The 22,248-nt window shown below is 73.8% G+C and carries 21 protein-coding genes and 2 riboswitches; of the genes, 15 read left to right on the top strand and 6 right to left on the bottom strand.

Annotated features, from left to right (window positions below):
* Window positions 1–23 precede the first annotated feature (23 nt).
* The 3 genes from PED38_RS02415 to PED38_RS02405 are packed head-to-tail and all read left to right on the top strand — an operon-like array spanning window position 24 to window position 2,858.
* Window positions 24–620, top strand: a complete 597-nt coding sequence (locus PED38_RS02415; RefSeq protein WP_063072610.1) for a GNAT family N-acetyltransferase — start codon at window positions 24–26, stop codon at window positions 618–620.
* Entirely contained in the window at window positions 620–1,735 is a 1,116-nt protein-coding gene (locus tag PED38_RS02410) for a class I adenylate-forming enzyme family protein (protein WP_270979491.1), read from the top strand. The genes PED38_RS02415 and PED38_RS02410 overlap by 1 nt, the downstream gene beginning before the upstream one ends.
* Window positions 1,725–2,858 carry a thiolase family protein gene (locus PED38_RS02405; RefSeq protein WP_270979489.1) on the top strand — a complete coding sequence of 378 codons (1,134 nt, stop codon included), beginning with the start codon at window positions 1,725–1,727 and terminating at the stop codon, window positions 2,856–2,858. The genes PED38_RS02410 and PED38_RS02405 overlap by 11 nt, the downstream gene beginning before the upstream one ends.
* Before the next feature lie 19 nt (window positions 2,859–2,877).
* On the opposite strand, the gene PED38_RS02400 is transcribed toward PED38_RS02405, so the two are convergent.
* Entirely contained in the window at window positions 2,878–3,273 is a 396-nt protein-coding gene (locus PED38_RS02400; protein WP_081235136.1) for a ChaB family protein, read from the bottom strand.
* A gap of 127 nt (window positions 3,274–3,400) precedes the next feature.
* A complete protein-coding gene (locus tag PED38_RS02395; RefSeq protein ID WP_063072613.1) occupies window positions 3,401–4,792 on the bottom strand; it encodes a PP2C family protein-serine/threonine phosphatase in 1,392 nt (463 codons plus the stop codon).
* A 266-nt stretch (window positions 4,793–5,058) separates the two neighbouring features.
* Between PED38_RS02395 and PED38_RS02390 the strand changes: the two genes are divergently transcribed.
* Window positions 5,059–5,829, top strand: coding sequence for a copper resistance CopC family protein (locus PED38_RS02390; protein ID WP_063072614.1), 771 nt, complete (start codon window positions 5,059–5,061; stop codon window positions 5,827–5,829).
* A gap of 38 nt (window positions 5,830–5,867) precedes the next feature.
* Here the strand turns inward: PED38_RS02390 and PED38_RS02385 are convergent, their stop codons facing one another.
* Window positions 5,868–6,239, bottom strand: a complete 372-nt coding sequence (locus tag PED38_RS02385) for a BlaI/MecI/CopY family transcriptional regulator (RefSeq protein WP_270979483.1) — start codon at window positions 6,237–6,239, stop codon at window positions 5,868–5,870.
* A gap of 115 nt (window positions 6,240–6,354) precedes the next feature.
* On the opposite strand from PED38_RS02385, the gene PED38_RS02380 reads away from it, so the two are divergent.
* The 10 genes from PED38_RS02380 to PED38_RS02335 all read left to right on the top strand — a co-directional run bounded on the left by PED38_RS02380 (window position 6,355) and on the right by PED38_RS02335 (window position 16,955).
* The gene (locus PED38_RS02380; RefSeq protein WP_063072616.1) at window positions 6,355–6,816 is read left to right on the top strand and encodes an SseB family protein; all 462 of its coding nucleotides are present in this window, start codon (window positions 6,355–6,357) and stop codon (window positions 6,814–6,816) included.
* Between the two features lie 146 nt (window positions 6,817–6,962).
* Window positions 6,963–7,049: riboswitch (glycine riboswitch) on the top strand.
* Window position 7,050: 1 nt separating this feature from the next.
* Window positions 7,051–7,144, top strand: a riboswitch (glycine riboswitch).
* Between the two features lie 43 nt (window positions 7,145–7,187).
* The gene (gcvT, locus tag PED38_RS02375) at window positions 7,188–8,399 is read left to right on the top strand and encodes a glycine cleavage system aminomethyltransferase GcvT (protein ID WP_270979480.1); all 1,212 of its coding nucleotides are present in this window, start codon (window positions 7,188–7,190) and stop codon (window positions 8,397–8,399) included.
* Window positions 8,396–8,767, top strand: a complete 372-nt coding sequence (gene gcvH / locus PED38_RS02370) for a glycine cleavage system protein GcvH (protein ID WP_063072618.1) — start codon at window positions 8,396–8,398, stop codon at window positions 8,765–8,767. The genes gcvT and gcvH overlap by 4 nt, the downstream gene beginning before the upstream one ends.
* Window positions 8,764–11,739, top strand: a complete 2,976-nt coding sequence (gene gcvP, locus PED38_RS02365) for an aminomethyl-transferring glycine dehydrogenase (protein WP_270979479.1) — start codon at window positions 8,764–8,766, stop codon at window positions 11,737–11,739. Before gcvH ends, gcvP begins: the two co-directional genes overlap by 4 nt.
* Window positions 11,740–11,959: 220 nt before the next feature.
* The gene (locus PED38_RS02360) at window positions 11,960–12,706 is read left to right on the top strand and encodes an HAD family hydrolase (RefSeq protein WP_270979477.1); all 747 of its coding nucleotides are present in this window, start codon (window positions 11,960–11,962) and stop codon (window positions 12,704–12,706) included.
* Complete coding sequence (gene phnD, locus PED38_RS02355; RefSeq protein WP_270979475.1) at window positions 12,703–13,680, top strand: phosphate/phosphite/phosphonate ABC transporter substrate-binding protein; 978 nt, start codon at window positions 12,703–12,705, stop codon at window positions 13,678–13,680. The genes PED38_RS02360 and phnD overlap by 4 nt, the downstream gene beginning before the upstream one ends.
* A 3-nt stretch (window positions 13,681–13,683) precedes the next feature.
* The gene (gene phnC / locus PED38_RS02350; protein WP_063072622.1) at window positions 13,684–14,505 is read left to right on the top strand and encodes a phosphonate ABC transporter ATP-binding protein; all 822 of its coding nucleotides are present in this window, start codon (window positions 13,684–13,686) and stop codon (window positions 14,503–14,505) included.
* A complete protein-coding gene (gene phnE / locus PED38_RS02345) occupies window positions 14,502–15,296 on the top strand; it encodes a phosphonate ABC transporter, permease protein PhnE (RefSeq protein WP_270979471.1) in 795 nt (264 codons plus the stop codon). The genes phnC and phnE (PED38_RS02345) overlap by 4 nt, the downstream gene beginning before the upstream one ends.
* A complete protein-coding gene (gene phnE, locus PED38_RS02340; RefSeq protein ID WP_270979468.1) occupies window positions 15,293–16,099 on the top strand; it encodes a phosphonate ABC transporter, permease protein PhnE in 807 nt (268 codons plus the stop codon). Before phnE (PED38_RS02345) ends, phnE (PED38_RS02340) begins: the two co-directional genes overlap by 4 nt.
* Window positions 16,086–16,955, top strand: coding sequence for a MurR/RpiR family transcriptional regulator (locus tag PED38_RS02335; protein WP_063072625.1), 870 nt, complete (start codon window positions 16,086–16,088; stop codon window positions 16,953–16,955). The genes phnE (PED38_RS02340) and PED38_RS02335 overlap by 14 nt, the downstream gene beginning before the upstream one ends.
* A gap of 48 nt (window positions 16,956–17,003) precedes the next feature.
* Here PED38_RS02335 and PED38_RS02330 read toward each other — a convergent pair whose 3' ends face one another.
* The 3 genes from PED38_RS02330 to PED38_RS02320 all read right to left on the bottom strand — a co-directional run bounded on the left by PED38_RS02330 (window position 17,004) and on the right by PED38_RS02320 (window position 19,962).
* A complete protein-coding gene (locus tag PED38_RS02330) occupies window positions 17,004–18,602 on the bottom strand; it encodes a solute symporter family protein (RefSeq protein WP_063072647.1) in 1,599 nt (532 codons plus the stop codon).
* A gap of 20 nt (window positions 18,603–18,622) precedes the next feature.
* Window positions 18,623–19,030 carry a DUF485 domain-containing protein gene (locus PED38_RS02325; protein ID WP_270979466.1) on the bottom strand — a complete coding sequence of 136 codons (408 nt, stop codon included), beginning with the start codon at window positions 19,028–19,030 and terminating at the stop codon, window positions 18,623–18,625.
* 107 nt (window positions 19,031–19,137) lie between these two features.
* The gene (locus tag PED38_RS02320) at window positions 19,138–19,962 is read right to left on the bottom strand and encodes a CPBP family intramembrane glutamic endopeptidase (RefSeq protein WP_063072627.1); all 825 of its coding nucleotides are present in this window, start codon (window positions 19,960–19,962) and stop codon (window positions 19,138–19,140) included.
* 289 nt (window positions 19,963–20,251) lie between these two features.
* On the opposite strand from PED38_RS02320, the gene PED38_RS02315 reads away from it, so the two are divergent.
* Complete coding sequence (locus PED38_RS02315; RefSeq protein WP_063072628.1) at window positions 20,252–22,093, top strand: ABC transporter family substrate-binding protein; 1,842 nt, start codon at window positions 20,252–20,254, stop codon at window positions 22,091–22,093.
* Window positions 22,094–22,248 lie beyond the last annotated feature (155 nt).

Raw genomic sequence — 22,248 nt, 5'->3', positions numbered from 1 at the left:
ACGTCGCCGCCTACCCTGGGGCGATGCCCGACCTCGCGACCGACCGCCTGCTCCTCCGCCGCTTCACGGAAGCGGACGCGCCCTTCCTCCTCGACCTGCACGCGCGGCCCGAGGTGATGCGGTGGATCGGCACGGGGGCCGTGCAGGCGGATCCCGCGCAGGCCGTCGCCCGCGCCGCCCGCTACGCCGCCCTCGACCACCCGGTGCGCGGCATCTGGGCGATCGAGGACCGCGACGGCGGCGCGCTCCTCGGCACGCTGCTGCTCAAGGACCTGCCCGCCTCGGCCGCGCCCCTCGCCGCCGACGACCCCGCCCCGCGCGATGCGCCGGAGGACGGCGAGACGGAGATCGGCTGGCACCTGCACCCGGACGCGTGGGGTCGCGGCGTCGCCACGGAGGCCGCCAGGCGGGTGCTCGCCCACGCCGCCGAGCGCGGGCTGACGCGCGTGCTCGCGGTCACGAACCCGGCGAACGCGCCGTCGCAGGCGGTGTGCCGGCGGATCGGCATGCGCCTCCTCGGCCGCACGCACGGCTACTACGACAAGGAGTGCGCGCTGTTCCGCATCGACCTCGCGGACCGGGCCGACGCCCCCGGGGGCCGGATCCGGCGGACGGCCTGATGCCGCGCATCGTCCCGCTGCTCGGCTCCGACGACCGGGTGGTCGCGGGCATCCGCCGCATCCGGTCCGACGGGGACGTGCCGCTCGTGCTCGACGAGCGGATGCCGGAGGCGCACCTGACGGCGGTCCGGGCGCTGGTCGACGAGGCGGCCGTCCCGTCCGACGCGGCCTGGGCGACGCTGACCTCGGGCAGCACCGGCGTCCCGCGTGTCGTCGTGCGCACGGACGCGTCGTGGCGGTCGTCCCACGCTGCGGTCTCGGATCTCCTGGATGCCGGCCCGGCGGACGGGATCGCGCTCCCCGCCCCGCCGGCGTCGTCGCTCACCCTGTTCTCGCTCGCGCACGCGGAGGCCGGCGGTCCGCGACCGGTCCTCGTGGGGCGCGACGGCGACGCCCGCGGCGCCGTCTGCTTCCACGGCACTCCGCAGGGCCTCGCCCGGCTCCTCGCCGCGGGCGGCACGACGCCCCTCCGCACGGCCCTGGTCGGCGGCGCGGCCCTCGACCCCGCGCTCCGGGCGGAGGCCGAGGCCCGGGGGATCCGCGTGGTCGCGTACTACGGCGCCGCGGAGCTCTCGTTCGTCGCGATCGACGCGGGCGACGGGCTGCGTCCCTTCCCCGGGGTCGACGTCGACGTGCGCAACGGCCGGCTCTGGGTGCGCTCCTCCACGGTCGCGATCGGCTACCTCGGCCGGCCGGGCGCCCTCCGCCGCGACGGCGGCTGGGCGACGGTGGGCGACCTGGCGGAGCTCGTCGGCGGACGGCTCCTGCTCCGCGGCCGCGCCGACGGGGCGATCCTCACCGCCGCGGCGACCGTCGTCCCCGAGGAGGTCGAGGCGGCGCTGCGGACGCTCTCCGGCGTGGCGGACGCGGTCGTGTTCGGCCTTCCCGTCCCCGGCATCGGCGCGCTCGTGGCCGCGCTCGTCGAGCCGCGCGCGTCCGGCCCCGGGCTCGACGTGGCCTCGCTACGGTCGGGTGCCGCCGCCGTGCTCGCACCCGCGAGCCGGCCGCGCGTGTGGTTCGCGGGTCCCGTGCCGCGCACCGCGGCGGGGAAGCCCGCTCGCGCCGAGGCGATCCGGCGCGCGACGTCGGGTGAGGCGGACCGCCTTGCCGGCTGAGCCCCTCATCGTCGCCGCCCGGCGAACGCCCATCGCGACGCGCGGTCGCGCGCTCGCCGCCGTGCCCGTCGACGAGCTCGCGGCGGCCGTGATCCGCGCCGTCGTCGTCGACGCGGGGAGGGCCGTCGGATCCGCGCTGCCGGTGGCCGACGTGCTCCTCGGCAACTGCATGGGCCCGGGCGGCAACCCGGCGCGGATCGCCGCGCTCGCCGCGGGCCTCGGAGCCGGGGTGCCGGGCGGGACCGTCGACCGCCAGTGCGGCAGCGGGCTCGCGGCCGTGGTCGACGCGGCCACGGCCATCCGCGCGGGCGCCGCGGGAGGGCGCATCGCCGGGGGTGCCGAGAGCGCATCCACCGCCCCGGTCCGCTCGTCGGGCGGCGTCCCCTACGCGCGGGCGCCGTTCGCGCCGGCGGGCTGGCCGGATCCGGACATGCTGCCCGCGGCCGACGACCTCGCCCGCCACGACGGCATCTCCCGTGCCCGCCAGGAGGAGCACGCGCGGCGCAGCCACCGGCGTGCCGTCGCCGCCCGGGACGCCGGCCGCCTCGCGGAGGAGCTCGTCCCGGTCGGATCCTCGGGCATCACGGCCGACGACGCGATCGGCGCCGCCCTCGACCTCCTCTCGCGCCTCCCTCCGCTCCGGGGCGGCGGCACGGTCACCGCGGGCACGGCCACGCGGGTGAGCGACGGGGCCGCGGCCGTCGCGCTCGTGTCGCGGGACCGGGCGCCCGGCGTCCCCGGCCTCGTGGTCCGGGGCCATGCGGTCGTCGGATGCGATCCCGCGCTGCCCGGCATCGGCGCCGCTCCCGCCGTGCTCGCCGCCCTCGCCGACGCGGGCATCGGGATCGTCGGCGTCGCCGCGTTCGAGATCGTGGAGGCGTTCGCCGCCCAGTCGCTCGCCGTGCTCGACCGCCTCGGGCTCGCCGACGACGACCCCCGGGTCTGCGCCGACGGCGGCGCGCTCGCGCTCGGCCACCCGTGGGGCGCGAGCGGGGCGGTGGGCGTCGTGCGGCTGTTCAGCCGTCTCGTGCGCGGCGGCGCGCCGGCCGGCACGATCGGCGTCGCGGCGGCATCCGTCGGCGGCGGCATGGGCATCGCCGCGGTGGTCGAGGTGGTGCGCTGACGCAGGGCGGGCGCCCGCGTCAGCCCTCCCGCTCGCGCGCCCTCCGCGTCTCGCGGTCGTTCGCCTTCCGGATCCCCTCGACCAGCTCGTCCTTCGTCATGCGGCTGCGGCCGGGCACGTCGAGGCGGCGCGCGACCTCCGACAGGTGCGCCTTCGAGGCGTTCGCGTCGACGCCGCCGGCCGTGCCCGCGCCGCGCCGCTCGGCGCCGTCGTCGGACGGCCCCGCCTCGTCCTTCGGCTCCCAGTGGTCGCCGACCTTCTCGAAGCCGTGCTCGAGCGCGGCGTATGCGGTGCGCTCGGCGCGCTCGCCGGATCCGTACTGCTCCTCGGCCGCGGCGTGCGCCGCCGACCAGGTCGCCTGCGCGTGCTCGGGGGAGCGGCGGATGGTGCTCGGCATGTCGTCGTCGGGGGCCACGGATCCTCCTCGTGCTCGGTGCGGGCGACCTCGCGCGCCCGCGGTCCCTCCACCCTGCCCCTCCGGACGGGCCGAGGTCGATGCCGGCGCCGATGCCGACGCTGATGCCGGCGCCGACGCGACCGCCTCACCCGAGCGCGGCACCCGCTGCGTCGACCCCCAGCCGCCGGATCGCCACGACCGTCACGTCGTCCGGCAGCGACCGCTCGGCCACGAGACCCGTGATGCCCGTCACCGCGTCGATCGCGCGCGGTCCGGCCGACATGGCCGCGTCGACGGCCAGGTCGAGCGACCCGATCGACCCGTCGAAGAGGTCGAGCACCCCGTCGCTGCAGATGAGCAGCAGGTCGCCGGGGTCGAGGCGCACGGCGCTCGTCGCCCACTCCTGCGTGCCCAGCGCCCCGAGCGGCAGGTTCCGGGACGGGATCGTCTCCCGCGACCCGTCCACCCGGCAGACGACGCCGAGGCCGTGCCCCGCGTCCACGGCCGTGATCCCGCCGCTCGCCGCCTCGAGCCGCAGGTGCAGCAGCGTGACGAACGCGTCGTTCGCCTCGAGGTCGGGCTCGACGGCCCGGTCGACGACGGACATGGTGCGGGCCGGATCCTCGCTCGGCAGCGCGATCCGGAGGGAGGCCCGCACGGTCGCCGCGATCACCGCGGCGCCGACGCCCTTGCCCATCACGTCGGCCAGGGTCACGACGAGGCCCTCGGGCGTCCGCTGCCAGTCGAAGAAGTCCCCGCTCACGGCGCCGCTCGGCACGCACGCGCCCGCGACCTCGTACCCCGGCAGGTCGGGCACGGTGCGCGGGAGGAGCCGCCGCTGCACGCCGCCGCCCTCCACCAGCTCCTCCCGCGACACGGCCGCGCGGGCCGCGGCCGCCTTGGCCGCCTGCTCGCCGCTCAGCGACGCCATGCTGAACGACACGACGACGAGCAGCACGAGCGTGATCAGCGCGGTCGACGGCGTGCCGAACCACGTCGTGAAGACCTCGCCCCGGGGGCCGGTCGCGAGGAACGCCACGAGGCGCCCGCCGTAGTAGACCGAGAGCGCGCCGGACGCGAGCAGCAGCGGCCAGCGCGTCCGCGAGTACGCCGCGTCGAGCAGCGCGAACTCCCGGCTCGAGAGCCCGATCAGCGCCGCCATGAGCGCGAGGAAGAGGGGTCCGGCCGACCAGTCGTTCGTCGCGGGCGAGTCGGCGCTGGAGACGACCGTCACCAGCACGGCCGGCGCGACGACCAGCCACCACGGGGTCGGCCGGTCGCGGAGGGAGCGGCTCCCCATCCACATGGACGCGGAGCCGGCGACGATGAGCCCGTTGCCGAGCGGGTTCGCCCAGACCTGGCCGCCGGTGCCGTCGAGGACGTAGGCGAGGGATCCGCTCATGAACAGCGCGATCGCGGCGCACCACCAGAAGCTGAAGGACGAGCGCGTGCCCCGGTAGGTGACGAGCGCGAAGAGCAGCAGCAGCACCAGGGAGGTGACGCCGAAGGCGATGCGGAGCGTGAGCGAGTCGAGCAAGGTGCTGTCCGTGGTCCTTCGGCCGAGCGCTCGGGCCGGACGTCGTCCAGCGGGTCGCGCGAGCGGTGCGTCCACCCGGGAGCATCGAGGCCGAGGCCACCGCAGCACCCCCCGGCAGCAGCGATCGTCCTCGCCAGGCTACCTATCGCGGACGAAGGAATCGACGACGAACGGGGATCGGATCCGCAGGGGCCTCCCTCCGACCGCCCGACCGCCGCGGCGCCCGCCGCCGCCCCCACGCGCCCGCCGCGGGGGATGATGGACGCATGGCGTCTCCGCTCCACCCCCGCACCCCGTCCGCCCTCCGTCGCGCCGCGCTCGCCGCGGGCGCCGCCGTGCTCGTCGTCGGGGGCGCGCTGATCCCCGCCGGCGCCGCGTCCGCGCACGACCGGCTGGTCGGATCCACGCCCGCCGCCGACGCCACCGTCACGGTCGAGCCCGGCAGCATCGCGCTCGACTTCAGCGACGACCTCCTCGCGCTCGACGCGCAGGCCACGGGCTTCGCGATCCAGGTCGTCAACGCCTCCGACGGCTCGTTCCACGAGGACGGCTGCGTGACGATCGACGGATCCACCGCCACCAGCCGCATCGCGCTCGGAACGGCCGGCACCTACCAGGTCGCCTGGCGCGCGGTCTCGAGCGACAGCCACCCCATCGACGGCAGCTACTCCTTCACCTACGCGCCCGCGGGCGACACGGTCGGCGGCCCGGCGATCCTCCAGGCCCCCGCCTGCGGCGACGCCTGGGCGGGCAGCGCGCCCACCGCGACTCCCGAGCCCGAGGGCACGATGACCACCCAGGGCGGCGGATCCGCGGCCCCCGCGCCCACGACCGATGCGCGGTCCGGGGAGTCCGTGCCGCTCGCGGACGCCGCGGAGACGACGCCCGTGTGGGTCTTCGTGCTCATCGGACTCGTGATCCTCGGGGCCGCCGCGCTCGTCGTGCTCGGCGTCGTGCGCCGGTCGTCGCGGCGCTTCCCGGGTGAGGACGGTCGGAGCGTCGGCGGGCCGACGGACGGCGCCGACGACCCGCGTTAGGCCGGGTCATCCGCGCCCGACCGCGCCGGCGAGGAGCGTCAGGCCTCGTCGTCCGCGCCGAGCGCGCGGCGGAGCGCCGTGAGGTCGTCCCCGTCGAGCGTTCCGGCGAAGCGCAGGAGCGCCGCCTCGCGGTCCTTCGTGGCCGCGAGCGCGCCCGACATGAGCGACGCCGTGTGGTCCGTGCGGGACCGCGCGGGCGCGAACTCGAGCGCGCGCGCCTCGTCGGACCGGGTCACGAGGCCCTTCTGGCCGAGCCGCTCCAGCACCGTGAGCACCGTCGTGAGCGCGGGCCGCGGATCCGGGATGCGGGCTACGACGTCCTTGGCCGTGAGCGGCTCGTCGGCGTCCCAGAGCGCGTCCATGATGGCGGCCTCGAGCTCGCCGCGGGGGCGCTGGCGTCCGATCGGCACGGCGGGCTCCCCTCGGGTCGGGTGGTGGGCGGGAAGTGTCGATCCTAGCTCCGCCGCGCGCCCGGGCGGCCGCCCCGGTCAGGCGCCGTGCCGCCCGATCGGGCACGATGGGGGCATGACCGATTCACAGGACCGAGAGCCCACCCCCCTCGAGCAGGCCATCGCGCGCGGCCAGGCCGGCGAGTCCGACATGACCGCCGTCCTCACGGAGTTCATCAACACCGTGGTCGTGGTGCCCACCGCCACGCCCCTGACCCCCGAGACCGACCAGCTCCAGCCGGTCCTCTTCGACCGCGACGGCGTGCCCATGCTGGCCGCCTTCACGCACGAGGACCGCATCGACGAGAAGGTCACGAGCGTCGCCGACCACGTCGCCACCATCCCCGCCGCCGAGCTCGTGCAGGCGATCCCCGAGGGCACCGGCCTCGTCATCAACGTCGGCACCACGGACGGCTTCGAGATGATGCCCGAGGGCGTCGCGCAGCTCGCCGACGACGTGCGCCGCGTCATCGACCAGGACGAGGACGGCCAGCCCGGCACGACGGCCCCCGCCGCGCCGTCGCCCGACGCGATCTAGAGGACCGCTCGACCCGACCGTCCGACGCCGCCGCATCCCGAGGATGCGGCGGCGTCGTCGCGTCCGGGCGGACGCGCCGGGCGCGGGCGGGATCGTCACACGCCCGAAACGTCCCGCTCGATATGCTGGGCCGGTAACACGGCCGCGCACGCATCGCGGGAGAGCTCCTCCGGGAGCACCGAAGGAGCAAGCCTCCCCGCCAATCTCTCAGGTCCACGTACCGCGATGCACTGGCCACTCTGAAAAGCAGTCGTCCCGCACGGCTCGCCCACGGTGAAAGCACCCTCCTCGGACGGCGCGAAGCTCTCAGGCACATGACAGAGGGGGAGTCCCGCATCCGGCGTCCGCGCCGGTCACGACCGGAGGACTCCATGACCGACGCACCCGCCCCCGCCGAGGCGCCCGGCGCCCCGCCCCGCCGATCCCCGCTGCACGCCGTGCACGAGGCCGCCGGCGCGTCCTTCACCGACTTCGCCGGCTGGCTCATGCCCGTCCGCTACACGAGCGACCTCGCCGAGCACCGCGCCGTGCGCGAGGCCGCGGGCATCTTCGACATCTCGCACATGGCCGAGATCGCCGTGGAGGGGGAGGGCGCCGCCCGGTTCCTCGACTCCGTGCTCGCGGGCAAGCTCTCCGCCATCGCCGAGTGGCAGGCGAAGTACACGCTGCTGCTGGATCCCTCGGGCGGCATCGTCGACGACCTCATCGTCTACCGCACGGGCGAGGAGTCCTTCCTCGTCGTCGCCAACGCGGGCAACCACGATCCCGTGCTCGCCGTCCTCGCCGAGGCCGCCCGGGGACGGGACGACGTGGAGGTCGACGACGCGAGCGACGACGTCGCGCTCATCGCCGTGCAGGGCCCGGTCTCCCGCGCGATCCTGGAGGCCACCGCCGGGCTCGAGACCGAGACGCCGCTCGAGGCGCTCCGCTACTACCGCGCGACGCCCGCGCGCTTCGCCGGCCAGGACGTGCTCGTCGCCCGCACCGGCTACACGGGCGAGGACGGCTACGAGCTGTACGTCGCCACCGAGGACGCCGTCGCCCTGTGGGAGGCGCTCGTCGCCGCCGGCGCGCCGCTCGGCCTCCTGCCGACGGGCCTCGCCTGCCGCGACACGCTCCGCCTCGAGGCGGGCATGCCGCTCTACGGCCACGAGCTCGGCCTCCACACGCTCCCGGTGCAGGCCGGCCTCGGCAAGGTGGTCGCGCTCGCCAAGGAGGACGACTTCCTCGGCCGCGCGGCGATCGAGAAGGGCCCGGACCCCGCGGCCCGCGTGCTCGTCGGCCTCGTCACCGAGGGCCGCCGCGCGCCCCGCGCCGACTACCCCGTCTACGCCGAGGAGGTCGCGGGCGACTCCGCCGACGCCCTCGAGGCCGTGATGGACGCGACCGAGGGCGCCGTGCCGCCCGTCGGCCTCGTCACGAGCGGCGCCCTGTCGCCCACGCTCGGCCACCCCGTCGCCATGGCGTACGTGGATCCCGCGCTCGCCGCCCCCGGCACGCGTCTCACCGTCGACGTCCGCGGCACGCGCGTGCCCGCCACCGTCGTGACCCTCCCCTTCTACTCGCGAAAGGCCCTCGCATGACCGATCAGACCAGCCTCCAGTACACGGCCGAGCACGAGTGGGTGCAGGTCGACGGCGACGTCGCGACCGTCGGCATCACGGCCTACGCCGCCGACAAGCTCGGCGACGTCGTCTTCGTCGAGCTGCCCGCCGTGGGCGACGAGCTCGCGGGCGGCGAGGTCGTCGGCGAGATCGAGTCGACCAAGTCGGTCGGCGAGCTCTTCGCGCCCATCGACGGCACGGTCACCGAGGTCAACGAGGAGGTCGTCGCCTCGCCCGACCTCGTGAACAGCGACCCGTTCGGATCCGGCTGGCTCGTGAAAGTGCGCTTCGAGGCGCTGCCCACGCTCCTCAGCCACGACGAGTACGTCGCGCTGGTGGGCGAGTGACCGCCGTCGACGCCGGCACCCGCCCGGCCACGCCCGCGCCCGACCCGGCGCCCGACATCGCGGAGGAGTCCTCGACCTTCGCGCCCGGCGCGTTCGGCGCCCGCCACATCGGCATCGACTCCGAGGCCCGCGCCACCATGCTCGGCGTCCTCGGCCACGACTCCATCCCGTCGCTCCTCGCGAAGGCCGTGCCCGAGTCGATCCAGGTCGACCGCTTCCGCACCGAGGGCGACTCCGTGCTGCCCCAGGCGGCCACCGAGCGCGACGCCCTCGCGGAGCTCCGCCGCATCGCGGGCCGCAACCGCGTGCGCACCTCGATGATCGGCCTCGGCTACCACGACACCATCACGCCCGCGGTCATCACCCGCAACGTGCTCGAGAACCCGAGCTGGTACACGGCCTACACGCCGTACCAGCCGGAGATCTCGCAGGGCCGCCTCGAGGCGCTCATCAACTTCCAGACGATGGTGGCCGAGCTCTCCGGGCTGGCCACCGCGAACGCGTCCATGCTCGACGAGTCCACCGCGGTCGTGGAGGGCATGCTGCTCGCGCGTCGCGCCTCCAAGGCCAAGACGCCCGTGTTCCTCATCGACGCCGACGCCCTGCCGCAGACGCGCGCCCTCCTCGACAGCCGTGCCGCCGCGCTCGGCATCGAACTGGTCGCGCACGACCTCGCCACGGTGGATCCCGCGGAGCTGCCCGACGCGTTCGGCGCCTTCATCCAGTACCCCGGAGCCTCCGGCCGCGTCTTCGACCCCAGCGCCGTCATCGCGCGCGTGCACGCGGCGGGCGGCCTCGCGGTCGTCGCGGCCGACCTGCTCGCCCTCACGGTCATCACGTCGCCCGGCGAGCTCGGCGCGGACATCGCGGTCGGCACCTCGCAGCGCTTCGGCGTGCCCATGGGCTTCGGCGGTCCGCACGCGGGCTACCTCGCCGTGCGCTCCGGGCTCGAGCGCCAGATGCCCGGCCGCCTCGTGGGCGTCAGCCAGGACGCGGCCGGCCACCCCGCCTACCGCCTCTCGCTGCAGACCCGCGAGCAGCACATCCGCCGCGAGAAGGCCACCAGCAACATCTGCACCGCGCAGGTGCTCCTCGCCGTGATGGCCTCGATGTACGCGGTGTACCACGGGCCGAAGGGCCTCCGCGTGATCGCGCGCCAGGCCAACCGGGGCGCCCGCCGCCTCGTCCGCTCGCTGGCGACGGTCGGCATCGAGCCGATCCACGCCGCGTTCTTCGACACCGTGCGCGTCTCCGTGCCCGGCCGCGCCGACGCGATCCTCGCGGCCGCCGCCGCGGGAGGGGTCAACCTGCTCCGCGTCGACGCCGACACGATCGGCTTCAGCGTCGACGAGGCCACGCGCGTCGAGGACCTCGCCGTCGTCGCGCGCGCGTTCGGCGCCGAGCTCGCGGATGACGAGGGCGCGACCGGCGACCTGTCGTCGATCCCGCACGGCTCGATCCGCACGAGCGAGTACCTCACGCACGCCGTCTTCTCCACGCACCGCTCCGAGACCGGCATGATGCGCTACCTCAAGCGCCTCTCCGACAAGGACTACGCGCTCGACCGCGGCATGATCCCGCTCGGCTCCTGCACCATGAAGCTCAACGCGGCCACCGAGATGGAGGCGGTGACCTGGCCCGAGTTCCAGGCCATCCACCCCTTCGCGCCCACCGACGACGTCGAGGGCTACCTCGAGCTCGTGCTCCAGCTGGAGACCTGGCTCGCCGACGTCACCGGCTACGACACCGTGAGCCTCCAGCCGAACGCCGGCAGCCAGGGCGAGCTCGCGGGCCTCCTCGCGATCCGCGGCTACCACCTCGCCAACGGCGACACCCAGCGCACGGTCTGCCTCATCCCGCAGAGCGCGCACGGCACGAACGCGGCCAGCGCCGTGCTCGCCGGCATGCGCGTCGTGGTCGTCGCGTGCGACGAGCTCGGCAACGTCGACGTGGCCGACCTCCGCGCCAAGATCGCCGCGCACCGCGACGAGCTCGCCGGGCTGATGATCACGTACCCCTCCACCCACGGCGTCTACGAGCACGAGGTCGGCGCGATCTGCGAGGCCGTGCACGAGGCCGGCGGCCAGGTCTACGTCGACGGCGCGAACCTCAACGCGCTCCTCGGCTTCGCCCGCTTCGGCGACTTCGGCGGCGACGTCTCGCACCTCAACCTGCACAAGACGTTCTGCATCCCGCACGGCGGCGGCGGCCCGGGCGTCGGCCCGGTCGCGGCGAAGGCGCACCTCGCGCCCTTCCTGCCCGGCCACCCGCAGGCGCAGCGCAACGTGCACGCGCTCGTGCAGGACGGCGTGGTCTCCACGATCGAGCACGGCGGCGCCCCGGTGTCGGCGGCGCCCTACGGATCCCCGAGCATCCTCCCCATCAGCTGGGCCTACGTCCGCATGATGGGCGCCGAGGGCCTCAAGCAGGCGACGGGCGCCGCGGTGCTGTCGGCGAACTACATCGCCGCGCGCCTCCGCGACCACTACCCCGTCCTCTACGCGGGGGAGGACGGCCTCGTCGCGCACGAGTGCATCCTCGACCTGCGTCCGCTGACCGCGGCGACCGGCGTGACGGTGGACGACGTGGCCAAGCGCCTCGTCGACTACGGCTTCCACGCGCCCACCATGAGCTTCCCGGTCCCGGGCACGCTCATGGTCGAGCCCACGGAGAGCGAGGACCTCGCCGAGGTCGAGCGCTTCATCGCGGCGATGATCGGCATCAAGCAGGAGGCCGACTCGGTCGCCGCGGGCGAGTGGCCGGCCGACGACAACCCGCTCCGGAACGCGCCGCACACGGCCGAGTCGGTCATCGCGGGGGAGTGGACGCACGCGTACACGCGCGAGCGCGCCGTCTACCCGGTGTCGACCCTCGTGCGCGACAAGTACTGGCCGCCGGTGCGCCGCATCGACCAGGCCTACGGCGACCGCAACCTGTTCTGCGCCTGCCCGCCGCCGGAGGCGTTCGCCTGATCCGCGTCTGATCCGCGGCGCCCCGCGCGCCGCATCGCACCACCGCCGAGGGCGGCGGGACCCCCGGGTCCCGCCGCCCTCGCGTCGTCCCGCCCGCTCCCGTTCACCCTCCGTTCACCGCCCAGGGTCGAAGCGTCGACAGCGGCTGCCTATGGTGGACGCTGCGTCCACAGGATCCCGAGCCGGATCCCCGACCCGGGCGCGGAGACGAGCGCCACCCGTGAGCACCCCCGGCCGGACCCTCGTGTTCGACTTCGACGGCACCGTCTCCCTCGGCGACGGGCCGGTGCTCCGCTATGCGCACCACGTCGCGGAGACGCTCTCCGGCGACGACGCGCGCACGCGCTTCGCCGCCGCCGTGACCGCAGGCCTCCGCGAGGTCGGCCGGCCCCACGGCGCGATCGACGGCTACGCGCTCGTGCAAGGGCTCGCGGTGCAGCACGACGTGCCCGAGCGGCTCCTCTCCGCCGCGTTCCTGGCGAGCCGCGCGGAGCTCGGCGGCCCGCACGCCCCCGTCGTCCCTCCCGCCGGCCTCGGCGGCTTCCTCCGCGGGCTGGAGGGCCGGGCGACCCGCGTCCTCGTCACGAACTCGCCGGCCGTCCGGATCCCCGAGGCGCTCGCCGCGCTGGGCGTCGCCGGCGCCTTCGACGAGGTCGTCACGGGCGCCGGCAAGCCCGCGGGGATGGACGCCGTCCTCGACCGCCTCGATCCCGGTCCCGCCGCGGGCCCCGCCGCCGCCCGGCTCCTCAGCGTCGGCGACCTCTGGGTCAACGACCTGGAGCCCGCGCACGCCCGCGGCTTCAGCACCGCGCTCGTCGGACCCGCCGCGTCCGCCGACGACCGGCCCACCTACCGCGCCGCCACCGTCGCCGGGCTGTACGCGGACATCCGCGCCTGGCTCGACCGCGACCCCTCGACCCCCGCCTCCCCCCTCGCCGCTGAATCCGGAAAGCAGATGCACGCATGAACAAGCCCGCCCTCCCGCTCCTCGTCATCGGGGCCGTGACCGCCCTCGCCCTCACCGGCTGCTCGTCGGCCGGCGACGCCGCCGGCGCGTCCGGTGCGTCCGGCGCCGCGGACCCGACGTCCCTCACGCTCGCGCTCGTCCCCTCGCAGGACCAGGACGGCCTCGTGCAGACCGCGGCGCCGCTCACCGACATGCTCACGAAGGCCCTCGGCATCCCGGTCACCGGCGTGGTGGCGAAGGACTACCAGGCCGCCGTCGAGGCGATGGGCGCCGACCAGGCCCAGATCGGCTTCCTGCCCTCGCTGCAGCTGTGGCAGGCGAGCGACATGTACCAGGCCAAGGTCGTGCTGCAGACGGAGCGGAACGGGAACATCACGTACCCCGCCCAGTTCATGACGAACGACCCGGACAAGTACTGCGACGACGCGCCCGTCGAGCGCGACGGCATGCTGTTCTGCAACGGCGCCGACGCGATGTCGGGTCCGCAGGGGCTCGACTCCATCGCGAAGGTGAAGGGCGCCAAGGTCGCCGTGCTCGGGCCCGGATCGCCCGCCGGCTACATCTACCCGATGCTCGCGCTCAAGGACGCCGGCCTCGACATCGACTCCGACATCCAGCGGATCCCCGTCACGGCCAACGACGCCTCCGTGCTCGCGGTCTACGACGGCGACGCCGAGGTCGGCTTCAGCTTCTGGGACGCCCGCACGATCGTCGCGAAGGACAAGCCGGACGTCGGGAAGAAGGTCGTCGTGTTCGCGATGACGGACGAGATCCCCAACGACGGCGTGGCCGTCTCCAGCTCGCTCTCGCCGGAGCTGCAGGACCGGATCACGAAGGCGCTCCTCGACTACTCGGCCACGCCCGAGGGATCCGCGGCCCTCACCGCCGTGTACTCCATCACGAAGCTCGCGCCCGCCGACCCGTCGTCGCTCGACGTCGTGGCCCGCGCCGCCCAGTCGCTCGGTCTGCGGTAGCGGATGACCGCCACCGGCTCCCTGTCGGAGGCCGCCGCGCTCGCGCCGGCCTCCGCGCCGTGGGCCGTCCGCCTCGCCGGCGTGACGGTCCGCTACCCCAACGGCGTCGTCGCGCTGAAGGACGTCTCGCTCGACATCGCCGGCGGCGAGATGGTCTCCGTGGTCGGCCTGTCCGGATCCGGCAAGTCGAGCCTCATCCGCACGATCAACGGCCTCGTCCCCGTCTCCTCCGGCGAGGTCGAGGTGGGCGGCACGCGCGTCGACGGGCTCGCCGGCCGCCGGCTCCGCGCCCTCCGCGGCGACATCGGCATGGTCTTCCAGGGCTTCAACCTCGCGAAGCGCGCGAGCGTGCTCGACAACGTGCTCGTCGGCCGGCTCGCGCACACGCCCGGCTGGCGGACGTTCCTCGGGCTGCCGCGCACGGCCGACCGCGAGATCGCGTTCCAGGCGCTCGAGAGCGTCGGGATCCTCGGCAAGGTGTGGGACCGCGCCTCCACCCTGTCCGGCGGCCAGCAGCAGCGCGTCGCCATCGCCCGCGCGCTCGCGCAGCGCCCCCGGCTGGTCCTGGCCGACGAGCCGGTCGCGAGCCTCGACCCGCCGACCGCGCACGGCGTCATGAGCGACCTCCGCCGCATCAACCGGGAGCTCGGGATCACCGTGCTCACCAACCTGCACCTGCTCGACCTGGCCCGCGGCTACGGCGACCGCATGATCGGCCTCCGCGCCGGCGAGGTCGTCTACGACGGCCCGGCCGCCACGGCGGGCGACGACGTGTTCGAGGCCATCTACGGCCGCTCGATCCGCCCCGAGGACACCCTCGGATGAGCATCCGGGAGCTGCCGCCGCGCCCGGCGGGTCGCTGGAGGCCGTGGGCCGCGCTCGCCGTCGTGCTCGCCATCACGGCCGTCGCCATGAGCCCCCAGGTGGGCGTCGCGTTCGGGTTCGACGCCATCGCGCGCAACTGGCGGAACGGCGCCGACAAGCTGGCGCGCCTGTTCGAGCCCGACTGGTCCTTCTTCCCGCGCACCGTCGCGCCGATGCTCGAGACGCTCGCCATGGCCGCCATCGCGACCGTCGCGGGTGCCGTGGTCGCGCTGCCGCTCAGCCTGTGGGCCGCGCGCCTCACCAACCCGCACCCGGTCAGCCGCGGCCTCCTCCGCGCGGTCCTCAACGTGGTGCGCGCCGTGCCCGAGCTGCTCTACGCCGCGCTGCTCGTGGCGATGGTGGGCGTCGGCGCGCTGCCCGGCATCATCGCGCTCGTCCTCTTCAACGTGGGCATCATCGTGAAGCTCGTCTCGGAGGCCATCGAATCGAACGACGCCGGACCGCTCGAGGCGGGGCGCGCGGCGGGCGGCACCAGGATGCAGGTCGACCGGGCGGTCGCCCTGCCCGACGTGCTCCCCGGCTTCATCGGCCAGACGCTCTACGTGCTCGAGCTCAACGTGCGCGCGTCCACCGTGCTCGGGCTCGTGGGCGCCGGCGGCATCGGCCTCCTCATCGACGCCGTGCGCACCTTCTACCGCTACGACCAGCTCGCGCTGATCGTGCTCGAGATCCTCGTGATCGTCATCGTGATCGACCTCGTCTCGAACGAGATCAGGAAGAGGATCGCATGAGCCTCGCCGTGCCCGTCCGCCCCCGCCGCCCGGGTCGCGTCGTCGTCGCCGCGGGCGTGACCGCCGTCGTGGTCGTCGCCTGCTGGTCGGCCGACATCGCCTGGGACCGCCTCCCCGACCTCCCCGCGGAGCTCGTCCGCTACCTCTGGCTGATGTTCTCCAGCCCCGACTGGTCGAAGCTCCCGGAGGCGCTCCGCCAGACGTGGATCTCGGTGCTCATGGCCTGGGTCGGCACGGTCATCGGCGTCCTGGTCTCGGTGCCGCTGGCCTTCCTCGCCGCCCGCGGCTTCGCGCCCGCGGCCGTCCGCTGGCCGCTGCGCATCCTGTTCTCCGCGATCCGCGCCGTGCCCGAGATCATCACCGCCATCGTGATCCTCTCGGTCACCGGCCTCACGCCCCTCACGGGCGCGCTCGCTCTCGGCGTCTCGAGCGTCGGCACGCTCGGCAAGTGGGGGTACGAGTCCGTCGAGGGCGTCGACCGCGGCCCGCTCGAGGCCGTGCGCGCGGCCGGCGGCGGCTCCTGGGCGCTGATCCGCTGGGGCGTGTGGCCGCAGGCGAGCGCCGACTTCCTCTCCTTCTGGCTGTACCGGTTCGAGATCAACGTGCGCGCGTCGGCGGTCCTCGGCCTCATCGGCGTCGGCGGGATCGGCGACATGCTCACCTCCTACACTCAGTACCGGGAGTGGCCCACGGTGGGCGTCCTCCTCATCGTCGTCGTCGCGGTCACCATGTCGATCGACGCCGTCTCCGGCCGGATCCGCCGCCGGATCACCGAGGGGGCGAGGGTCCGTGCAGTGGAGTGACGACGTGGGGCCCACCACGCGCATCGCGACCGTGGTCAACGCCCTGCAGCCGAGCGAGCGCCGGGTGGTCGAGCTGATCCTCGACGACACCGAGGGCGTGGTGGAGATCACCGCGCAGGAGCTCGCCGATCGCGCGGGCGTCGCCCGCTCCACCGTCGTCCGCTCCTGCCAGAGCCTCGGCTACCGCGGGTACCCGCAGCTGCGCGTCGCCCTCACCCGCGAGCTCGCGCGGAGCGCGGCCCGCGCGACGACCTCGGGGCAGGACGCGCACGGCCCCAGCGCGCTCGGCCGGATCCGCTCCGACCTCGACGCGCTCGCCGCTGCCCTGCCGCGGGTCGGGAGCGTGCTCACCGAGGCGGAGGTGGAGGACGCGGTCGCGCGTGTCGTCGCCGCGCGCCGCCTCGTGATCGTCGCCAGCGGCCTCTCCTCGCCGCTCGCGCTCGACCTCTCCATGCGCCTCACCGCGGTCGGCCGCCCCGCCGAGTTCGTCGCGGATCCGGTCGGCCAGCAGATCGCGGTCAGCCGCCTGTCGCCCGAGGACGTGGTGGTCGTCATCAGCGGCAGCGGCGCCAACGAGCTGAGCCTCCGCGGCGCGCGGTCGGCCCGCGCCGCGGGCGCCGCCGTCGTGGCCGTCACCTCGTTCGCGACGTCGCCCCTCGGCGCCCTCGCCGACGTCGCCCTGGTGGTGGCGCCCGCGAAGGCCGGGTTCCGGCACGAGGTCGAGCACACCTCGCGCATCCCGCACGTGATCGTCCTCGAGTCCCTCGTCGAGATCGTGGCCGACCGGCTGGGCACCACCGCGGCGGACACGCGCGCGGCCGTCCTCACCATCCTCAGCGAGAACCTCAGCGACTGACGGCGACGCGGGCCCGGACGCCCTCGACCGGCGCCCGGGCATCCGCGCCTAGTGCTCGGTCGCCTTCTCGGCGCCGTGGCCGGTGAGCGACCGCACGTCCATCTCGGCCGCGACGAGCGGGTCCTCCTTGCGCGTGGAGGTCACCGTCCCGATCCAGCCGAGCAGGAACCCGACCGGGATCGACACGATCCCGGGGTTGCTCAGCGGGAACCACGAGAAGTCGGCCCCCGGGATCATCGACGTCTCCGCGCCCGACACGACGGGCGAGAACGCGATCAGCACGAGCGCCGTCCCGAGCCCGCCGTACATGCTGAGCACCGCGCCCCGGGTGGAGAACCGCCGCCAGTAGAGGGAGTAGAGGATGGTCGGCAGGTTCGCGCTCGCCGCCACCGCGAAGGCCAGCGCCACGAGGAACGCCACGTTCTGCCCGTTCGCGCCGATGCCCGCGACGATCGACACCAGGCCGATCACGACCACCGTGATCCGCGCGACCCGCACCTCGCCGTTCGCCGACACCTGGCCCTTCTTGATGACGCTGCCGTACACGTCGTGCGCGAAGGACGCCGCCGCCGTGATGGTGAGACCAGCGACCACCGCCAGGATCGTCGCGAACGCGACCGCCGCGATGATCCCGAGCAGGATCGGGCCGCCCAGCTCCAGCGCCAGCAGCGGCGCCGCGGAGTTCACGCCGCCGGGGGCCGCGAGGATCCGCTCGCTCCCGAGCAGCGCGCCCGCGCCGTACCCGAGCACCAGGGTGAAGAGGTAGAAGATCCCGATGAGCCAGATCGCCCAGACGACGCTGCGACGCGCCTCCTTCGCGGTCGGCACCGTGTAGAAGCGCATGAGCACGTGGGGGAGACCGGCGGTGCCGAGCACCAACGCGAGCGCGAGCGACAGGAAGTCGAGCTTGGTGATGCCCGTGGCCCCGTACTGGTTGCCGGGCTCGAGCACGGGCTTGTCGGCCGCGGCGGCCGCCGCGCCCAGCAGATCCGAGACGTTGAACCCGTGGATCGCGAGCACCCACACGGTCATCACGGCGGCGCCCGCGATGAGCAGGCAGGCCTTGATGATCTGCACCCAGGTCGTGCCCTTCATCCCGCCGACGAGCACGTACACGATCATGAGCGCGCCCACGACGGCGATCACGAGCGACTGCCCGAGCCGGTCGTCGATCCCGAGCAGCAGCGAGACGAGGCCGCCCGCGCCCGCCATCTGCGCGAGCAGGTAGAAGAAGCAGACCGCGAGCGTCGTGGTCGCCGCCGCGAGCCGCACGGGCCGCTGCTTCAGCCGGAAGCTCAGCACGTCGGCCATCGTGAACTTGCCCGTGTTGCGCATCAGCTCGGCCACGAGCAGCAGCGCCACGAGCCACGCGACGAGGAACCCGATCGAGTAGAGGAACCCGTCGTACCCGTTGATGGCGATGGCGCCCACGATGCCGAGGAACGACGCCGCCGAGAGGTAGTCGCCCGCGATGGCGGTGCCGTTCTGCGGCCCGGTGAAGGAGCGGCCGGCCGCGTAGTAGTCGGCCGCGGTCGAGTTGTTGCGGCTCGCGCGGAACACGATCACGAGGGTGATGACCACGAACGCCCCGAAGATCGAGATGTTGAGGACGGGGTCGCCCGTGTCGGTCGTGGGCGTCGTCGCCATCACGACTCCGGTCGCGGCGGTCACCGCGGGCCGTCCTTCCGGCGCTCCGGCGGGGTGGACCCGCGCGGCGCCTCGACCGCGATGCGCTCGCGCTCCTCCAGGTCCGCCCGGATCTCCGCGGAGATCGGATCGAAGCGCGAGTTCGCGCGGCTCACGTACCAGGTGGTGATGGCGAAGGTCGTCACGAACTGCGCGAGCCCCAGCAGGATCCCGAGGTTCACGTTGCCGATGACGGGCGTGGACATGAGCTCGTGCGCGTAGTCCGACAGCAGGACGAACGCGAAGTACCAGACGAGGAACGCGACGGCGAGCGGGAAGACGAAGCTGCGGTGCGCCCGCTTCAGCTCCCGGAACCGGGCCGAGTCCTCGACCTCCAGGTAGTCGACGGCCGGCCGGGGGTCCCCGGTCGGATGAGCGGCGTCGCCCATGGGATCTCCTCGAGATGAGGCCGCACCTCGTCGTGCGGCGTTCCCAGGTTAGGCACAGGTGCGCCGGATGCGCCAGGGCCGCGCCCCCGGTCGCATCCGGAAACCCGTCAGCCGAAGAGTCCCGGCAGCAGCTGCAGCGCGACCGGGTAGCCCACGAAGCTGACGACGTCGAGGATCAGGTGGGCGACCACGAGCGGCGCCGTGCGCCCGAAGCGCACGTAGCACCAGCCGAAGACGACGCCCATCACGACGTTCCCGAGGAAGGGCCCGTAGCCCTGGTACAGGTGGTAGCTCCCGCGCAGCACGGCGGCCACGAGGATCACGCTCCACGTCCCCATCCGGCCGTGCCCCCAGCCGAGCTCGCGGAGCCGCGTGAACAGGTAGCCGACCACGATCACCTCCTCCTGCAGCGCCGCACGCAGGGCGACGAGCACGAGCACCGGCACGGTCCACCAGTACGAGTCGAGCGCGGTCGGGACCACGTCCACCGTGATCCCGAGCGCGCGGCCGGCGAAGTAGAGGCCGAGCCCCGGCACGCCGATGAGCGCGGCGAGGCCGAACCCGGCGGCCGCGTCGCGCCCCGGGCGGGAGGCGTCGAGGCCGATGCGGCGGAACGCGCTGCGCCCCGGCTGCCAGAGCAGGAAGAGCACGAGGGCGACCGGCACGAGCGCGGTCGCGATGTCGAGCAGCTGGTAGAGCAGGTCGAACACCTGCCGGTCGTTGAGGCTCCGGTTGATCGTGGCGCTCTGCGAGCCGAGCGCCTCCGGCCGCGTGGAGAGGTCGACGATCCGGAGCACGGAGTACACGGCGCTCGCCCCGAGCGAGAGCCCGAGCACGAGGGCGATCTCGATCCGGATCCGCCGGCGGACCGCGGGCCGCGGCGCCGCGGGTCGGGCGGGTCGGGTCGCGGCGGGGGAGGGGGCGTCGGGCACGGGCCGATCCTAGGCGCGGCCACCCGCACCCCGGCTGTCGGCGGGCTCGTGGCCGACGGTGCCCCGGACGACGCGATCCGTCGTCGAGGCCGGAGATCACGCGCGATCCCGACCGTCCGGACGCACGGATCCGGACCCCGACGCGCGGATCCGCGCGTCCGAGTTACCGGTATGTAACGTTTGTGCCCAGTTTTTGCAAAGACTCCCAGCCGTACCTAGGGTCATTCTTATCTGCGCGGTCGACCGCACGCACGGTGGGTCCGCGCCATTCCCATGCACAGGAGGAACCTTGAAAATCAGACGCCTCGCAGCGGCTGGTGCCGTCATCGTCTCCGGTGCCCTCGTACTCAGCGGCTGCTCTGCGCCCGCTCAGCAGTCCGAGGTCATCGCCGGCACTGAGATCACCGTGGCCTGGAACGACCCGTTCCTCGAGTACAACAACCTGTCGGCGACCGGCAACGCCACCGCCAACACGAACATCGTGTACCTGACGAACCGGGCCTTCAACTACTACGACGACGGCCCCTCGCTGCAGAAGGACACCGACTTCGGCACGTACGAGAAGGTGTCCGACGACCCCCTGGTCGTGAAGTTCACGATCAACGAGGGCGTCAAGTGGAGCGACGGCACCCCGGTCGACGCCGCGGACATGCTGCTCAACTGGGCCGCCAACACGACGAACGTCAACACGGTCGGCGACGACGCGGTGCAGAAGGACGACGACGGCGTGGCCAAGGTCGCCGACGACCAGGTCTTCTTCAACTCCGGCGCCATCGCGGACGCGCGCCTCGGCCTGGTCACCAAGACCCCCGAGATCGGCGACGACGGCCGCAGCCTCACCTACACGTACGACCAGCCGTACGTCGACTGGGAGGTCGCGACCGGCAACGGCGTCGGCGTCTCCGCCCACGGCACCACGCAGCTCGCCTTCCCCGACGAGAACCTCTCGCCGGAGGACGCGAAGAAGAAGCTCATCACGGCGATCCAGGACAAGGACGCCAGCGTCCTCGCCCCGGTCTCCAAGGTCTGGAACGACGGCTACCGCTACTCGGACATGCCGACGGAGGCCCAGAAGACCCTGAGCGACGGCGCGTACACGATCACCGACCTCAAGGCCGACCAGTACATCACCCTGACGGCCAACAAGGAGTACACCGGCGACAAGAAGCCGAAGTACGAGAAGATCACGGTCCGCTTCATCAAGGACCCGCAGGCGCAGATCCAGGCCCTCTCCAACGGCGAGGTCCAGATCGCGTCCGGTCAGCCCACCGCCGACCTCCTCCAGCAGGTCCAGGGGCTCAGTGGCATCGAGTACAAGGGCCAGGCCGAGGGCACGTACGAGCACGTCGACCTCCAGGTCACCAACGGCGGCCCGTTCGACCCCTCGAAGTTCGGCGGCGACGCCGAGAAGGCCAAGCTCGTCCGCCAGGCGTTCTTCAAGACGCTGCCGCGCGAGGAGATCCTCGACAAGCTGATCAAGCCCCTGCAGACCGACGCCGAGCTCCGCAACTCGAACGTCTTCGTCCCCGGCACGCCGAACTACGAGGCCTCGGTCGAGAAGAACGGCTACAAGGACCAGGCGGTCGACATCGAGGGCGCCAAGGCGGACCTCGCCAAGGCCGGCGTCACGGGCACGATCGACGCCCGCGTCATCTATGGACAGGGCAACACGCGTCGCCAGCAGGAGTTCGAGCTCATGCGCCAGTCGGCAGCGCTGGCCGGCTTCAACCTCATCGACGTGAACAGCGCCACGTGGGGTGCCGACCTCTCCAGCAAGACCACCTCGTACGACATCGCCCTCTTCGGATGGCAGTCGACGAGCCTCGCGGTCGGCGAGTCCGGCCCGAACTACCAGACCGGCGGCATCAACAACTACTTCGGCTGGTCGAACCCCGAGATCGACTCGCTGTTCAAGCAGCTGGACACGGAGACCGACAAGGACAAGCAGCGCGATCTGCTCATCCAGGCCGAGACCCTGATCCAGCAGCAGGGTTGGACGACGCCGATCTTCCAGTTCCCGGGCCTCACCGCCTGGAGCTCGTCGGTCACGGGCGTCAAGCCGGCGTTCCTCTCGCCGACCTACTTCTGGAACTACTGGGAGTGGGCTCCGGCGCAGGCCGCAGCCAAGTAGCACGGAAGCAGTGAGCGCCGTCCCCTGAACGGGAGGGTGCGAGGGTGCCGAGGCCGCCTGGCCTCGGCACCCTCTCCATGTCCGTTGCCGATTCGTGATCTCCGGATCCGGCCGCGTATGCTCTCGTCGGGTCGGGTCACGAGCCCTGGCCGATC

Source organism: Clavibacter sp. CT19 (genome assembly GCF_027858075.1).
Lineage (GTDB): Bacteria > Actinomycetota > Actinomycetes > Actinomycetales > Microbacteriaceae > Clavibacter > Clavibacter tessellarius_A.
Note: the sequence above shows the minus strand (reverse complement) of the source record. Positions and strands in the feature narration are given on the sequence as shown.

What these genes read in the sequence shown, in the direction of transcription:
- phnD (WP_270979475.1), top strand. Translation starts at nt 12,703, where the DNA reads ATGAACAAGCCCGCCCTCCCGCTCCTCGTCATCGGGGCCGTGACCGCC.
- PED38_RS02330 (WP_063072647.1), bottom strand. Translation starts at nt 18,602, where the DNA reads ATGGCGACGACGCCCACGACCGACACGGGCGACCCCGTCCTCAACATC.
- PED38_RS02415 (WP_063072610.1), top strand. Translation starts at nt 24, where the DNA reads ATGCCCGACCTCGCGACCGACCGCCTGCTCCTCCGCCGCTTCACGGAA.
- phnC (WP_063072622.1), top strand. Translation starts at nt 13,684, where the DNA reads ATGACCGCCACCGGCTCCCTGTCGGAGGCCGCCGCGCTCGCGCCGGCC.
- PED38_RS02390 (WP_063072614.1), top strand. Translation starts at nt 5,059, where the DNA reads ATGGCGTCTCCGCTCCACCCCCGCACCCCGTCCGCCCTCCGTCGCGCC.
- gcvT (WP_270979480.1), top strand. Translation starts at nt 7,188, where the DNA reads ATGACCGACGCACCCGCCCCCGCCGAGGCGCCCGGCGCCCCGCCCCGC.
- PED38_RS02380 (WP_063072616.1), top strand. Translation starts at nt 6,355, where the DNA reads ATGACCGATTCACAGGACCGAGAGCCCACCCCCCTCGAGCAGGCCATC.
- phnE (WP_270979468.1), top strand. Translation starts at nt 15,293, where the DNA reads ATGAGCCTCGCCGTGCCCGTCCGCCCCCGCCGCCCGGGTCGCGTCGTC.
- gcvH (WP_063072618.1), top strand. Translation starts at nt 8,396, where the DNA reads ATGACCGATCAGACCAGCCTCCAGTACACGGCCGAGCACGAGTGGGTG.
- phnE (WP_270979471.1), top strand. Translation starts at nt 14,502, where the DNA reads ATGAGCATCCGGGAGCTGCCGCCGCGCCCGGCGGGTCGCTGGAGGCCG.
- PED38_RS02325 (WP_270979466.1), bottom strand. Translation starts at nt 19,030, where the DNA reads ATGGGCGACGCCGCTCATCCGACCGGGGACCCCCGGCCGGCCGTCGAC.
- PED38_RS02410 (WP_270979491.1), top strand. Translation starts at nt 620, where the DNA reads ATGCCGCGCATCGTCCCGCTGCTCGGCTCCGACGACCGGGTGGTCGCG.